Annotated in this window: 15 protein-coding genes; 12 read left to right on the top strand and 3 right to left on the bottom strand. The window is 50.3% G+C overall.

The window, feature by feature from the left end:
- Positions 1 to 100: 100 nt before the first annotated feature.
- From ACLQ6D_RS02285 to ACLQ6D_RS02230, 12 genes are all read left to right on the top strand, one after another.
- Positions 101 to 1,345, top strand: a complete 1,245-nt coding sequence (locus tag ACLQ6D_RS02285; protein ID WP_411725639.1) for a site-specific integrase — start codon at positions 101 to 103, stop codon at positions 1,343 to 1,345.
- Positions 1,342 to 2,319 (top strand): tyrosine-type recombinase/integrase, encoded by a 978-nt coding sequence (locus tag ACLQ6D_RS02280; RefSeq protein ID WP_411725638.1) that lies wholly within the window; start codon positions 1,342 to 1,344, stop codon positions 2,317 to 2,319. Before ACLQ6D_RS02285 ends, ACLQ6D_RS02280 begins: the two co-directional genes overlap by 4 nt.
- Positions 2,312 to 3,328 (top strand): tyrosine-type recombinase/integrase, encoded by a 1,017-nt coding sequence (locus tag ACLQ6D_RS02275; RefSeq protein WP_411725637.1) that lies wholly within the window; start codon positions 2,312 to 2,314, stop codon positions 3,326 to 3,328. The genes ACLQ6D_RS02280 and ACLQ6D_RS02275 overlap by 8 nt, the downstream gene beginning before the upstream one ends.
- Positions 3,329 to 3,774: 446 nt before the next feature.
- Positions 3,775 to 4,479, top strand: a complete 705-nt coding sequence (locus ACLQ6D_RS02270; RefSeq protein WP_411725636.1) for a phosphatase PAP2 family protein — start codon at positions 3,775 to 3,777, stop codon at positions 4,477 to 4,479.
- Positions 4,476 to 4,820 carry a diacylglycerol kinase gene (locus ACLQ6D_RS02265; RefSeq protein ID WP_411725635.1) on the top strand — a complete coding sequence of 115 codons (345 nt, stop codon included), beginning with the start codon at positions 4,476 to 4,478 and terminating at the stop codon, positions 4,818 to 4,820. The genes ACLQ6D_RS02270 and ACLQ6D_RS02265 overlap by 4 nt, the downstream gene beginning before the upstream one ends.
- 17 nt (positions 4,821 to 4,837) lie before the next feature.
- Positions 4,838 to 5,263 carry a transposase gene (locus tag ACLQ6D_RS02260; protein WP_411725633.1) on the top strand — a complete coding sequence of 142 codons (426 nt, stop codon included), beginning with the start codon at positions 4,838 to 4,840 and terminating at the stop codon, positions 5,261 to 5,263.
- Positions 5,154 to 5,687, top strand: a complete 534-nt coding sequence (locus ACLQ6D_RS02255) for a transposase (RefSeq protein WP_411725632.1) — start codon at positions 5,154 to 5,156, stop codon at positions 5,685 to 5,687. Before ACLQ6D_RS02260 ends, ACLQ6D_RS02255 begins: the two co-directional genes overlap by 110 nt.
- A 389-nt stretch (positions 5,688 to 6,076) precedes the next feature.
- Positions 6,077 to 6,742 (top strand): peroxiredoxin, encoded by a 666-nt coding sequence (locus tag ACLQ6D_RS02250; RefSeq protein WP_411725631.1) that lies wholly within the window; start codon positions 6,077 to 6,079, stop codon positions 6,740 to 6,742.
- A 19-nt stretch (positions 6,743 to 6,761) separates the two neighbouring features.
- Positions 6,762 to 8,408, top strand: a complete 1,647-nt coding sequence (locus ACLQ6D_RS02245; RefSeq protein ID WP_411725630.1) for a hypothetical protein — start codon at positions 6,762 to 6,764, stop codon at positions 8,406 to 8,408.
- Between the two features lie 186 nt (positions 8,409 to 8,594).
- Positions 8,595 to 9,230: a corrinoid protein-associated methyltransferase CpaM gene (gene cpaM / locus ACLQ6D_RS02240; RefSeq protein WP_411725629.1), complete on the top strand. Its 636-nt coding sequence runs from the start codon at positions 8,595 to 8,597 to the stop codon at positions 9,228 to 9,230.
- Positions 9,227 to 10,096, top strand: coding sequence for a hypothetical protein (locus ACLQ6D_RS02235; RefSeq protein ID WP_411725628.1), 870 nt, complete (start codon positions 9,227 to 9,229; stop codon positions 10,094 to 10,096). The genes cpaM and ACLQ6D_RS02235 overlap by 4 nt, the downstream gene beginning before the upstream one ends.
- Positions 10,093 to 10,278, top strand: coding sequence for a hypothetical protein (locus ACLQ6D_RS02230; protein WP_411725627.1), 186 nt, complete (start codon positions 10,093 to 10,095; stop codon positions 10,276 to 10,278). Before ACLQ6D_RS02235 ends, ACLQ6D_RS02230 begins: the two co-directional genes overlap by 4 nt.
- Before the next feature lie 1,129 nt (positions 10,279 to 11,407).
- On the opposite strand, the gene ACLQ6D_RS02225 is transcribed toward ACLQ6D_RS02230, so the two are convergent.
- The 3 genes from ACLQ6D_RS02225 to ACLQ6D_RS02215 are packed head-to-tail and all read right to left on the bottom strand — an operon-like array spanning position 11,408 to position 14,035.
- Complete coding sequence (locus ACLQ6D_RS02225) at positions 11,408 to 12,937, bottom strand: UvrB domain 3-containing protein (protein WP_411725626.1); 1,530 nt, start codon at positions 12,935 to 12,937, stop codon at positions 11,408 to 11,410.
- Entirely contained in the window at positions 12,897 to 13,706 is an 810-nt protein-coding gene (locus tag ACLQ6D_RS02220) for a DEAD/DEAH box helicase family protein (RefSeq protein WP_411725640.1), read from the bottom strand. Before ACLQ6D_RS02220 ends, ACLQ6D_RS02225 begins: the two co-directional genes overlap by 41 nt.
- Positions 13,707 to 13,756: 50 nt before the next feature.
- On the bottom strand, positions 13,757 to 14,035 hold the full coding sequence (locus ACLQ6D_RS02215; protein ID WP_411725625.1) for a hypothetical protein: 279 nt from the start codon (positions 14,033 to 14,035) through the stop codon (positions 13,757 to 13,759).
- Positions 14,036 to 14,271: the final 236 nt, after the last annotated feature.

Here is a 14,271-nt window from a genome sequence, read left to right as displayed (position 1 = left end):
GCCTTGTTTTATTGATACCCCAGCCAATTTCGAGCTTATTAACTTGACATAGTTTTGCCGGTGTCCTGAAGTGAAAACTCACTCACCTCAGGAGGTTCTAATGAACCCTGCCAACCGCCACATATTGCCATGGCTTCTTGAAAGCCAATTAGCCCCCCACGTTGATGCTTTAATGCTGCACTTATTGGATTGCCGCTATGCATCAAACACTGTTGATAATTACCTTGCCGGACTGACTCACTTTGCGCGCTGGATTAGCCAGTGCAATATCGATGTCAAAAGCATCGATGAAGCGCTGATAAAAAAATTTCTTGACGACCACCTGCCGCGCTGTAACTGTGAAAAGCCCGTATTCCACGACCGTAAAGACTTGAGTGCGGCGCTTGGGCATCTTCTTGTTTTGTTGCGTGCCAATGCCGTCGTCGCCGATCCATCAATAGGGTTAACCCCTGTGGGTGAAGAGTTGCGCCGGTTCGATGACCATATGAATCACGTCCGAGGGCTCGCACCCAAAACGCGCAAACACTACCGTGCCATCATCCGCCGCCTGCTCGTTGGGCAGTTTGCCGACCAACCGGTTGTGGTCAGTGCGTTCAAACCGGACGATATACGCAAGTTTGTTGTCTGTCAGGGCAAGTATTGCAAAGTTCCCGCCAGTATCAGCGCCCCTGTCTCGGCATTACGCGGTTATTTTCGTTATCGCGCTACTCTGGGCGATTGCGTACACCATCTGATTGGAGTCACCAGTTTCCCGGCCAATTGGCAACAAGCGACTTTACCGAAGACATTGAACAACGACGAAGTCGAACGCTTATTGGCCGCGCTTGACTATGACGGCAAAGCGGCACGCAGAACGGCAGCCATCGTGCATTGCGCGCTGGACCTTGGCCTACGCAGCAGCGAGGTGGCCCATCTTGGGCTTGACGATATCGACTGGGGGGCATCGACTATCACGCTGCGACGGACTAAAGGCCGGCGTGAAGATGTCATGCCTCTGCCTGCTGCAACCGGTCAGGCCATTGCCAATTACTTGAAATATGAACGGCCATCTACGAGTAATCGTGCCGTGTTTGTCCGTAACGTCGCCCCACGCGACCAGCCTGTCGGCCCTGACCTCATCCGTAAATCAATACGCCAGGCTTATGCGCGTGCAGGATTGCCCTACACCCGCTCACATCTCTTGCGGCACACCATGGCCAACCGACTATTGGCGAGTGGCAGTTCCCTCAAAGAGGTAGCCGATGTCTTAAGGCACCGCTCGCTCAATACCACCCTGGTTTATGCCAAACTCGACAGTAAGAATCTTGCTGAAGTGGCCATGCCTTGGCCTGGGAGCGTGTCATGAATGCGCACATTTTGATGCAAACACACGCCGAAAATTACCTGAACGAGAGGCGTCGATTAGGCTTTGGTTTGCGTAGCCCCGGCTATTCAGTGATGAGTTTCGCCCGTTTCTTTGATGCGCTTAATAATCAAGAACCACTGACAGTCGAGGTTATGGCGGACTGGGCTCGGCAAGACCAAAACAACAGCGGTAAGCCATTGACATGGGCACGACGACTGAAACATCTTCGCCCGTTTTGCCGTTACCTACAACAATTTGAACCCCGTACCGAGGTACCGGGCGACAATATCTTTGGTGGGGTCGGCCAGCGGTTGGCACCGCATATCTATAGCGAGCGGGAGATCATCGACTTGCTGGACGCTGCACGTAATCTGGGTTCATTTATTCCAGGATTACGTGGCGCCACCTACGAAACGCTGTTCGGCTTAATCGCTTCCACAGGCCTCCGTGTTTCTGAAGCCGTCCACCTGCTAGACACTGAAGTTGATTTGAAGTCGGGTAGGCTGACCATACGTAAAACCAAATTTGCCAAGTCACGCCATGTGCCCATACATCCGAGCACTATAGAGATATTGAAACAATATCGGTCGAAACGGAATTTGTCCATTGCAGTAACAGAAGATACGCCGTTTTTTATCAGTACGCGTGGCCGACGGCTAGGTCGGCCACTTAGTTTGGGGCAAGTCCATAACGTATTCATTAGCTTACGAAATCAATTAGGTTGGATCAATCGCGGTGCGCACGATGCCCCACGCATCCATGATTTAAGGCACACCTTTGTCGTCCGCCGCGTGCTGCTTTGGCAGGCCCAAGGGCTGGATGTCGACCAGCAGATGTTGGCCTTGTCCACGTATGTCGGGCATGCCATGGTGACTAACACTTACTGGTACCTCACTGGCATCCCTCAGCTCATGGCGGTGGCGGCAGAACGGTTTGAATTCTTTGCACACATGCCGGAGGTGTACCATGACTGAAATAACAGCACCCCGGCCCGTATCGTTTGCTGCGCTGGTTCAGCAATTTTTTACCGAGTATCTGGTGGCCCAACGTGCTTTAAGCCCTCGCACGATTGCCTCGTACCGGGACGCCATGCTGTTGTTCCTGGATTTTGCACGTCATCGCCTTGGTAAAATGCCGACAGCGTTGAACTTAAGCGACATCGCCCCGGAGTTGATCCTGGCATTCCTGGATCATTTGGAACAACAAAGGCAAAATTCGGTGCGCAGCCGCAACCTGAGACTGACGGCCTTACGTGCGTTTTTGAAATTTGCCGCACGGCGTGACGTATCGTCTTTCTTTGTAATCGAGCAGGCATTGGGTGTGCCCATGAAACGCTTCGAGCGCCCTATGCTGGGCTTTATGACCCGTGAGGAAATGTTGGCCGTGATTGGCCAACCCGGTGACACCTGGACTTCGCAACGTGACCACCTATTGTTTGCCATGCTTTATAATACGGGTGCCCGTGTCTCAGAAATCATTGGCGTCAAGGTGAGCGATGTTGTGTTGGGTGAATCCGCCTGCGTGCATTTACGGGGCAAGGGCCGCAAACAGCGGTCGACACCTTTATGGAAGAGCACAATCCAGGAAATCGGCATCTGGTTGCGGCACAACCCAACGCTGGGTACAGGTGCCGCGTTATTGCCTAACCGGGACGGTAATCCGATGACACGTTGCAATGTCACGCAACGCCTAAACATTGCAGTAGCTCGTGCAGCTCAGGTGTATAGCAGCCTCTCCAAACGAAAAATCTCGCCGCATATTATAAGGCATACGACAGCCATGCATCTGCTACAGTCAGGTGTCGCATTTAGCGTGATTGCTTTATGGCTAGGGCACGAAAGCACGATCACTACACATCGATATGTCGAGGCAGATTTGGCAATGAAGGAAAAGGCATTAGCGAGACTTCAAGAGCCCGAAATGACAATATGCCGCTATCATCCTACCGATGACGCCTTGATGCAGTTCCTTCAAGACTTATAACTATGTAAAGCGCACTGCCAGACTTTACTGGTAGTGCGTGGGGTATTGGGCGAAATAAAACGCAGCTTTACATAGTTAGGGTCTATACATAGGGGTCGCTATGGATAGCTATCCATAGCGACCCACAGCGGCCTTTGGTGAGGGTAGTAAAGCTTCCTAACTTTACTGGTTGTTTTTGACAATCCAAAGTGATAGTCTCAAACTGAAACTGTTGGTGTCCAGCAGCCAGCAGGCAAAAACAGTTCAGGTAGCGCTTACCTATTATCATCTATCAATCAAGAATTGTTGTTGAATATCCGATAATAGGAATTTTTTCTAAAATTCAATTATGTGTAAATTCTATTCAAAATTTCTCACTTTCAGCTTTCGTTTTTACCAATCAAGTAAGCTAATGGGGTTTACATTAGTATTGGCCAAGTTGGGCACTTTTTCTTGCCTAGATTTCTATGCCGTTTGACAAGATGCTGATGTTAATTCTCAGAAACTGGCTGGTATTCAGCGTTTTGGCAATGATCGTCGCAGCCACATCCGCCCTGTTGGTATTTATCAAGGTCGCTGGGGAGGTTATTGAAGGTGATACTGGAAAAATTGATTTATTGATCCTGATGTGGCTTCGCGTAACTGCAGATCCAAGTGATCCAGTGGGGCCAGTATGGCTAGAAGACTTTGCGCGGGATATTACCGCACTGGGTAGCCCTGCCGTTTTGGGGCTTTTTGTACTGATAGCAACGTTTTTTCTCATCTTGATAGGCCAGCGTTTTTTCGCGCTGTTCATGCTGATTTCGACTGTCGGTGGCACATACGTAGTCACGATCTTGAAAGAAGTGTTCGGACGATCTCGTCCAAACCTTATACCCGATGGGATGTATGTTTACTCAGCGAGTTTTCCCAGTGGTCACGCCATGCTATCCGCCGTGGTTTATTTGACACTGGGAGCTTTGATCGCCCGTCTGGTTCCTAGCATTGCATTAAAGCTTTATGTTATGGCTATCGCGGTCATCCTCACCGGATTGGTCGGCTTAAGTAGGGTGTATCTGGGCGTTCATTGGCCAAGTGATGTTCTGGCTGGATGGGCGGCCGGTGCAGCTTGGGCACTTGGTGGCGGTGCAGTAGCCCAAAGCATTCGTCTTGGTAGTGTTAGACAGCAATGAAAGGGCAATCATTTAGTAGACGGTTCTTGTTCGCCCTACAGGGTATTTATCTCGCTTTCCGCTGTGAACGAAGCATCCGCTTCCAAGCCCTAGCTGCCGCCTGCGTGCTAGTTGTTCTTTTGGTCACGCACCCACCCGCGTTATGGTGGGCTTTAGGGGCACTGACAATAGGCATGGTTTTCATGGCAGAGTTGTTTAATGCGGCGTTAGAAACGCTTACTGACCACCTGCACCCGGAAGAGCATCCCGAAATTGGCGCAGCTAAGGACATTGCCGCTGGATCGGTGCTTGTTGCAGCGTTGATAGCGCTTTTTGTCGCCGTAGCTTTTTTGCTGCGTTAATACTTATTGTTTCAAATATGGCGCCTTATATACTTCCACTAATAACTAAAAAAGTGGGCAGCATAATAAGCACCAACGGTATTTGCACTATCAATCCAGACACAATGGCAATCGCCAGTGGCTGCAGGACACCCCAAGGCCCACGGAAAGTGTTTGAAGGCATCCTGTGCGTGTTGCGGGCGGGCTGCCCATGGGAAGCGCTCCCCAAGGGCGGCGTTGGCGGCGCCAGCGCAGTCCACCAGTGTTTCCTGGAATGGCGGGCGGCGGGGCTGTTCGAGGGGCCATGGCGAGCCGGCCTGCTGGAATACCGCGAACTGGGGGGCTGGCCCGGGAATGGCAAGGCCTGGGCGGCGCGATGGCCAAGGCACCGATGGCGTTGGAGCCGGTGGGCGGGGACCCCACCGGCCGGGGGAAAAAGGCAGCAACAGGGGCCTGTTGGTTGACGGACGGGGCGTGCCCTTGTCGATGGTGCCCGGCGGCGCAAACACCCATGATGCCAAGCCGCTCGCCACCACCCTGGACGGCATTGCTGTCGGGCGTCCCGGCGAAGGTTCGCCCCGGCAGGGCCCCTGCCCGGATGCCGGTCATGTGGGCAGACCGGCTAGGCGCGAGGCCGAGGAAAGGGGCGATGTCCCGCACGCCAAGCCGCGCGGCGAAGAGCTTGCAGGAATGGACAAGGACCCCGGTTTTAAGGCAAGGCGCTGGGTGGTTGAGGTTTGCCACTCCTGGTTTGACCGGTCCAGGAAACTCTTGGTGCGCCATGAAAAAATGGATCGGAGCCATCTCGGCTGGCTTATGCTGGCCGCTTCGGCCATCGTGTTACGGAAAATAAAACGGAAAGGTCAGGGGAATATTATTTATGGATAAGCTCTAAGTCCTACCTTAAGTATAGATAAAACCTATTCTTCAATAGAAAATAGGTATTATACAAATGCTAATTTGTCTATATATTATAGCCAATACTTTAAAAAACCATACGAAAAAACGATGAAAACAGCCAAATTAATTGTGATGTAACCAACTTCTGCCGTAATCGACAGTTTTGAACAATGTCATGCACTATGCGGAGGAGCATTTGCCTATGGTGTTTGAAAAACTGACGAGGAGAGTGCGCTTTGCTGCCTCTCTGGTCATTTTACCTCCAGGTAATGAGTGCGTTGAATTCGGATATCGTTAAAGAGTTCTTATAATTATTTAGCAGTCCTTTCCTTAAAATTTTTCGAAATCTACATTTAACAACTCAATGAGGAAATAGTATGTCATTACGAATCAACGATGAAGCACCAAATTTTGTTGCCAAAACAACGCAAGGTACGATTAATTTTCATGAGTGGCAAGGTAATAGTTGGGCAATACTGTTTTCCCACCCAAAAGACTTTACGCCCGTATGCACAACAGAATTAGGATATATGGCAAAACTGGAGCCTGAGTTTGCAAAACGAAATTGTAAAATCATAGGCTTAAGCGTAGACCCCGTAGAAAATCATGTAAGCTGGGCAAAAGATATCGAAGAAACCCAAGGCCATGCCGTCAACTATCCGATGATCGGCGACAGTGAATTGGCAGTGGCAAAACTTTATAACATGTTGCCCGCCGATGAACTGGGCACGTCCGAAGGCAGGACTGCCGCGACCAATGCGACCGTGCGCTCTGTTTTTATTATTGGTCCTGACAAAAAAATTAAGCTCATGCTTACCTATCCCATGACCACAGGCCGTAATTTTGATGAAATCTTACGGGTTCTGGATTCCATGCAGTTAACCCTTAAGCACAAAGTCGCCACTCCCGTTAATTGGAAAGAGGGGGATGATGTCATTATCGTGCCGTCGGTATCCGATGCCGACGCTAAAGAAATGTTCCCGGCGGGTTGGAAAACATTAAAGCCCTATCTACGGTTGGTTAAACAACCTAAATCAACCTAAATAAATTGAGGTGAAGAACATGAATACAATGCAACTGATTCCTGGCTACCCGTCGCTCTCTAATGAGGCACGCGGGGTACTAAAATTTTTGTGGAGAAAGTCCCATGTCAAGGATGATTGGACCAAGGGTGGCGAGATCTCGGATGCGTGGGATAGATGGAGCATTTTCCCCTGGTACATGTATCCTCGCTATGACTTGGAATGGTCGACGCGGGTTGTCGCAAAGATCGCCCAGGAGATACCTGCCTGGCGAGAGGGCTGCACGGAGATCATCGATCTGCTGCTCAACCGGATGACCCAGTACGCGGCGTGGTTCGATTTCGTCGAGCAAAAGGGCCTGGATCCCAATCGTGCCCAGTACCCTTGGGATTACTACGACAAGAACATACCGCCCGGGTGGGCGGGGGTATATAACGGGCCCGGCTACTACGGAAACGGTCTTGCAACCAAGGTGCCCCCAAAAGAGGTGAGGAAAACCTCTCCCTATACCCAGCCGCACTCACCCCCCGTAGGCCGAAAGTACAACCCGGATCCGATTTACGGTAACGGTGGCTCCTACATGATGGGCAAGGGATACCTGATCAACATGATCGGCCTCTATGAATCTGTCTCTGGCAGTGCGAAGTGGGATGAACCTATTGATCTGGTGTACGACGACAAAATAAAGTTCAAGTATTCGCGCGAGCAGATAGTAAAGGTTCTATACGACCAATTTACGGCGCCAGTGGACGAGGGCGGAACGGATCTCACGCCGGGGATAGATTGTGAAGTGGGGAAGGTCTTTCCGTGGTGCGTCAGCGTGGGTGGCCTTGGTATGAAGATGACGGACAAGATCCATAACACCAATTACCAAACCGGCTATTATCGCTGGCTGGACTGGTGCAAGCAGAACCTAGTCGGTGGCGCCCAGGAATCCAACGGGCCATACGAGTGGGCCTCGATCTACTATGATCGTGACATACCCTATAACATGAACGGGCCTAAGCATCAGATCCCGGGTAACTGGTTTTGCTGTGCTTACCAGTATTTGCCCGACGACCAGAATTTTGCCATGCGGCTATATCTCGGGGCCAAGAAAAAATTCATGGTTACAGAACCCGATGGATCTGCGCGCATTAACTTCCCGCCCGAGCTGGGTGGTGGGGAGGATCTGGTCGGATTCGGTGCCGCGGTTGCCTGTGCCTGGGAGTTCGGTGATCTCGATACCTACGCCCAGCTGATGCACTGGGCGAGTGCCCGTTATCAACCAACGGCTAAGGACGGCGAGTTCTACTATCAGTTTGGCCTCGATGAACCCTGGCCGCGGGGTTGGCCCAATAACTGGCTCCTGATGACCGTGGCTGGTGGCCAAGGCAGTTGGCATCGCCTGTACAACGAGCCTAACCTAAAGAAGTTCCACCAACCTACGGTCTTTGGTATCGACTATCCCACGGTAAGCGTTAACCAAGCCTATTACGATGAAGGGCTCGGCGCTTTGATGCTGGCAATTTCGCCCGGCGATGCTCAGAAGGCAGGGGGAGAAACAACATTCAAGGTGAACAATCTAGGAGGGCAGGATCGCAAGATCCTGCAGGACGGCGCGGCCACTGCAAAGTGGGAGTCCGTTGGCGACGGTGAGATCCTTGTGACAACGACAGTGGATCACCATACCTTTATGATTAGGTGATCGAGAGCGCTTGCATAGCGCTGTGCGCCGAGGACGGAGTATGGGATGCGCTGTAAAATCCAAGCCTAGCTCGGGTGATGCTCTTACAAGCACGGGAAAGCATCTCCCGACGGCATGTGTACGCTTGTCAATGCTTGGTTGCTCCGGTCACAACAAACTCAACTGTTGCGCGGAGTGGAGGTCATCGTGTCATTTGTCTACATGAAGATACTAGAATCACGACCTCACCGCTACGATTTTGCGATGAACCTACTCACGCTAGGCTTCTTAACCAAGCTCAAGAAGTCAATCGCAACCTTCGTTGATGCGGGAGATCGGGTCCTGGATCTTGGGTGTGGCACCGGAACCCTCGCACACATGCTTTTGGAGAACGGCGCCACAGTGGTTGGTATAGACAGTAATAAGGGTATGCTCAATGTCGCACGACAGAACGTTCCCGGGGGCCTTTATCTGCATCTCGATATCACCCAACTGGACGAGCGTTTCGATGAGGGATCGTTCGATGTTATCGTCAGCACATTAGTGTTTAGCGAATTAAAGGCGGCTGAGCGGCGTTTTGCATTGAGACAAGTGATGCGCTTGCTCAAACCCACTGGGAGGATGTACCTTGGCGATGAAGTTATTCCTTCCAATGCCTTTTTCAGACTCTCCTATTACCTAGTGAGAATTCCTATGGCTTTCATCACATGGGTGGTGACGCAAAATACGACCCAGGCGCTCTCAACGGACATTATGGACGAACTCAAAGCGGTCGGATTTCAAGTGACCCGATTGCAGGCCTCCTTTTTTGGGATGCTTAACCTGTTCGAGGCCAAACGGTGAAAGACTTATCTGCGGATGTCGTCCAAACCCTGTTCCGGTTCCTACGTTTCCCTTGCGAAACTGGCATCTTTGCTATGGGGACTCCCACGCCAGAATCGCCTGTGCTAGTCACCTGCAACTTCGACTATACCGTAAGGCATCTGAAAAAATACTTGATCGATAAAGGCATCAATTGCTATCTATTAGTCGTAAATACTAACGGCACCAACGTATGGTGCGCAGCGGCAGAGGGCATATTCCCAACAGAGAAAGTCTTATCGCATCTTAAGCTTTACGAAGTTCAAGAGTTAGTCAACCACAAACGGCTCATTCTTCCTCAGTTGGCGGCAGCAGGCATCAAGCGCAAAGTCCTTTCCGAACATGGATGGGAGGGTCGTTTCGGTCCTGTTTATTTCAAATATCTCGATGATTTTATAAAGGGCGGACTTGAGGCACCGACGAAGACCATGAAAATGCTTGAATATGGCTACTGGGAGCGCTTCAAAATGGGCGTTAGCCATGGAATGTTCTGCACCTTTGTATGCGGTATTCCTATCTTAATCTTCGCGTTTCACTGGTGGTGGATAGGGATTTTACTGGTATGGTACTTCGCGCTTTGTATGCAACTCATCGAACACTTTATTCCTGTGCATAGGTTGGTTTATAAAGGCTTGATACTGGCTATTCCGCTGCTTGCACTGCTGTTATTTTTTCTTCCTGCTAATGACCAATACCTAAGATCTGCAATGGGGGTGCTCGCTTTGGCAACCTATATTGGATTTGATTCGCAGGGGCATTCCCATTTGGGTCAAAGTCAGCGCTCAGGCAGGATAACATTAACATTACTGGCAACTTACGCCATCATTTATGTAGGTACCTTTTTATGAAAGAACGCACGCAAAAAGAGATTAACTGGGAGGAAGTGGAGACAGAGGCCACCAAAATGGATTGTGGTGAATCATGCGAATGTACCAGGAGCAGTATCGAGCGGCTTACTGGCCGCATCAAAGCATTTATTGCTAAGCGGTTGGGGCAGAGCGACATCCCACGGAACGACGGCCCACTATGAAGTCGCCAGTGTGCCGATCTGTGGCTGTTAGCTTGCAGCGCTCCGCGAAAGCGTTCAAATTGGGATTTGTGATGGGAGACGAAGTGCCCTGACACCGCCCGACTTTATGATCGCACGAAATGCCGAGATAGACTTTGGTGGCCCGATCATGAATGAAGTATAGGCGAATGGCACTTACTTAAGACAATTCTTTTGTACAACATTAAGCCAAAGTCACTGAATATACTTGGAAAGATAGCTGACTGGATGGTAGGCTGGCTGCAACCCAACCCTCGACCATCATCTGGAGGCAACGACCATTATGGCTATTTTTGCCCATTCCCTCGGAAAGGTAAAAATAAGCAACGACTAATATTTAATGGCGTCTGATGCCGATTCAGATAAGTGCAAAAAGTAAACTTTTTGCACTGCATTATTTTTTGTATGTTTATCAGGCTGATAGTTATATATTTCAGTGCAAAAACTATTGCAAAAATCATAGTGCAATTTCATTGCATTACTGACAAGTTATTGCATAACAACAATATTTTATATCAGGACAAACTGAGATTTCTTACAACTTATAACTGATGCGATGTTAAAAACGTAACTAAAACAATGTGTTCATAAGTCACTCCTCGTTAGAAATATTAAACTTTTTACCTTTCCGAGGGGATGGGTAAAAATAGCCAATATTATGAAATTTCAAATGACTGCTTTGCAGAGATTATTTTCATAATACAGCCGGATTTAGCTCGCCAATTTCCTTAGCGACGTTTTTTTCAGAAACTCTATTACGACCTCAAGATAAAATCCCCGTCCAAGGCTTCGCATAATGGCTATTATGTTAAATAATAGAATCGTCTAAGCTTATGCTATGCAAAGACTGGACGGTTTCCTCATCTGCGGCAGCCTCATCGAGTCGCCGCGGCGAGTTAATCAACGCCCAGGAAATACAGGCGATGATGTCGTGCGCGACGCGCCCTCTTGAGAATTCTTCGGCTGAACTCCTCTGCCATTTCCAGCTATTTCGTTATCGACTAGCGTCCTTTTGCAATGATCCGGCAATGCGCCACGTTGCCATATAGGCCGCGATAACGACCATTCAAGGATACGTCCTTTGTTGTTGGGGATTATGTTGTATGGTCATCTACCGAATCCCCAACCCTTCAGACCGTTCCCTTAGCGCCTCATAAAGTTGAGCAGGGCCAAGCAGAATATCCCTCAGTCCACTCCGCACTTTCTCTGACTCCAAAGCCTGTTTGCTCATGGTGCTATGGGCGGCCAAGGCATCCATGATGGCATTCATCAACTCGTTGGATAGATCGGGCGAATTGGCGAATTGTTGTTTGGTATTGTTGGCGGCTTGCTGAACCAGTGTTTTCGATTCCAGCAACTTACCCTTGATGACATTATTGACATAAATAAGCTGGTCGTCATCGGACAATTTGCCTTCAAACAAATCGTTCACCTTAGCAATAATTTCCGCCAGATAAGCTTTTTCTTTTTCCTGCACTTGCCCGCTACCAGCCCCTTCCATTGGTGTCAATTTTGGGTATTCACCATCGGCCAGTGCTAATGTACGCTTTCCCTCAGCTTTCAGGTTATGGTGAGTTAACATAACTTTAGAGAGGTCAAGTCCTTCCCGCTCCCGCCCGAACTCCAACAAAGGAATGAGACGTTTATAGAAGATAAAGCGCTTTTCAATGGCGGTGTTGCCATAGTCGAATATCTGGGACAGGAACGCATACATGCGCTGGAATGCGCCCATATCATGCTTGAACAGGATAAGCGCGCTCATTTCGTTCTTTGCATCTTCGGATGTCTTGCTATCTTCTTTGGCATTTGCCGCTTTCAGCTTTTCCTGTGCAGCCTTGTAGTGGTTCAAAATCCGCGAGACAATTGGTTCTAATGCTCCGGCCAGATCGCTTTGCTTGGCCTTCGGGTTAAACTCGACCTCAACCACACGATTGACTTCAAACTCATCATAAAAACCTGCCGCATCCAGCTTCATACGCAGGTCATAGACCAGGTGCGGGTCGGTGACATTCGCCAGTTCGGCAGTTTCGTAATAAGCCTTGAAGGCGGTCAGGATTTCATCGGGATCATTGATGAAATCCACAACATATGTGGTGTCTTTGCCCGGATGGGAACGATTGAGGCGAGACAGTGTTTGCACCGCCGTAATGCCCGCCAGCCGCTTATCCACATACAATCCGCACAACAAAGGTTGATCGAAGCCCGTTTGAAACTTGTTGGCGACGAGCAGGATTTGATAGTCGTCTGTATCGAATGCTTCGCAGATACCCTGCCCTTTCAGGTTTGGATTCATGGTTTTACTGGTTTCGCTGAACGGATCAGCGCCGGACTGACTATCGTTGACCTCACCGGAAAACGCAACCAGAGTGCCAATTTTGTAATTTTGTTCCTTGGTATATTTATCAATCGCCAGTCGCCAGCGCACGGCTTCAATCCGACTACCGACCACGACCATAGCCTTGCCGCGTCCATTCAACAGAGGAGAAACATTCTCACGAAAATGCTCAACCACCACCTGCACTTTTTGGCTGATATTATAAGGATGCAGCCTGACCCAGCGCATAATGCCTTTGAGGGCTTCGTTGCGCTCGACCTCTTTATCATCCAATTCTTTGCCATTGTGGGCGAGTTTGAACGCCAACTTGTAGGGTGTAATTAAGCAACACATCGAGAATGAAGCCTTCTTCAATCGCTTGGCGCATCGAATAGACATGAAACGGCTCAGGCAGATTGTCAGCACTGGCGGGTAAATTCGGGTTTGGACGACGACCAAACAACTCCAGCGTTTTAGCCTTGGGCGTGGCCGTAAAAGCGACATAGGTAATACCGCATTCCGCCGCCCTATTTTCCATTTGCGCGGCCAGCAGGTCTTCGGTGCTGACTTCGCCGCCGTCCGCCAGTTCCTGCAATTCTTCCGCCGATAACACGGCTTTCAGCTTAGCCGCCACCTCGCCCGTTTGCGACGAGTGCGCTTCATCGGCAATCACGGCAAAGCGTTTGCCTTGTGTCGCGGCCAGTTCCTGCACGGCTTTGAGCGCGAAAGGGAAAGTCTGGATGGTGCAAACCACAATTTTCTTGCCGCCGGACAAAGCCGCCGCCAATTCCCCACTTTTGCTGGCTCCTTCGCCTTTGATGGTGGCGACCACGCCGGCGGTGCGCTCAAAATCAAAAATCGCTTCTTGTAACTGGTCGTCCAACACAGTGCGATCAGAAACCACCAGCACCGTATCAAACAACTTTTCATGGCTGGCAGTGTGTAAATCAGCCAAGAAGTGCGCCGACCATGCAATCGAATTGGTTTTGCCTGAACCCGCCGAGTGCTGGATCAGGTATTTACCGCCCTGCCCTTCGCCCAGCACCGCCGCCAGCAGCTTGCGCGTTGCATCCAACTGATGGAAACGCGGGAAAATGATTTTCTTAATCTGTTTTTTTTCGTCCTTCTGCGTGACTAGATAACGACCTAGTATCTCCAGCCAGCTATCCCGCGCCCAGATTTCTTCCCACAGATAAGCGGTGCGGTGGCCATAAGACTCCCCCCCTCACCCCCAGCCCCTCTCCCGCCAGGGGCGAGGGGAGAAAGAGCCTCACGCTCACCCGAAGTGACTGGGAAAAAAGCCCCTCTCCCTTGATGGGAGAGGGGTTGGGGAGAGGGTGAATACGGCGGATTACCCGCCGCGCCGTTGTCGCCACGGTTGAACGGCAGAAAGCGCGTTGCCGCGCCATCTAGCCGCGTGGTCATATGCACTTCGCTATTACTAACCCCGAAATGCACCAATGCCCCATTGGGGGAAGACAATAAGGGTTCTGCGCTCCCCTGCCCCTTCGGGCGCGGCTCACGGTCAAAGCGGTACCTGATTACGTATAAGACTCAGCTACTTTAGAAACTGCAAGTAGACGAAACGCTTGATTTAATGGCCCTCGCTATTTTTTCGAGTTGAATAACGGGATAAAAAAACGAGAAATGCGAACTTTTTA

It is taken from the genome of Methyloglobulus sp., from assembly GCF_046714055.1.
Classification (GTDB): domain Bacteria; phylum Pseudomonadota; class Gammaproteobacteria; order Methylococcales; family Methylomonadaceae; genus Methyloglobulus.
The sequence above is the reverse complement of the archived record's forward strand: the minus strand, read 5'-3'. Positions and strand labels throughout refer to the sequence as shown.

Excerpts from the sequence above, each read along its gene's own strand:
- ACLQ6D_RS02285 (WP_411725639.1), top strand. The coding sequence starts at position 101 with ATGAACCCTGCCAACCGCCACATATTGCCATGGCTTCTTGAAAGCCAA.
- ACLQ6D_RS02280 (WP_411725638.1), top strand. The coding sequence starts at position 1,342 with ATGAATGCGCACATTTTGATGCAAACACACGCCGAAAATTACCTGAAC.
- ACLQ6D_RS02275 (WP_411725637.1), top strand. The coding sequence starts at position 2,312 with ATGACTGAAATAACAGCACCCCGGCCCGTATCGTTTGCTGCGCTGGTT.
- ACLQ6D_RS02270 (WP_411725636.1), top strand. The coding sequence starts at position 3,775 with ATGCCGTTTGACAAGATGCTGATGTTAATTCTCAGAAACTGGCTGGTA.
- ACLQ6D_RS02265 (WP_411725635.1), top strand. The coding sequence starts at position 4,476 with ATGAAAGGGCAATCATTTAGTAGACGGTTCTTGTTCGCCCTACAGGGT.
- ACLQ6D_RS02260 (WP_411725633.1), top strand. The coding sequence starts at position 4,838 with ATGGCGCCTTATATACTTCCACTAATAACTAAAAAAGTGGGCAGCATA.
- ACLQ6D_RS02255 (WP_411725632.1), top strand. The coding sequence starts at position 5,154 with ATGGCAAGGCCTGGGCGGCGCGATGGCCAAGGCACCGATGGCGTTGGA.
- ACLQ6D_RS02250 (WP_411725631.1), top strand. The coding sequence starts at position 6,077 with ATGTCATTACGAATCAACGATGAAGCACCAAATTTTGTTGCCAAAACA.
- ACLQ6D_RS02245 (WP_411725630.1), top strand. The coding sequence starts at position 6,762 with ATGAATACAATGCAACTGATTCCTGGCTACCCGTCGCTCTCTAATGAG.
- ACLQ6D_RS02230 (WP_411725627.1), top strand. The coding sequence starts at position 10,093 with ATGAAAGAACGCACGCAAAAAGAGATTAACTGGGAGGAAGTGGAGACA.
- ACLQ6D_RS02215 (WP_411725625.1), bottom strand. The coding sequence starts at position 14,035 with ATGACCACGCGGCTAGATGGCGCGGCAACGCGCTTTCTGCCGTTCAAC.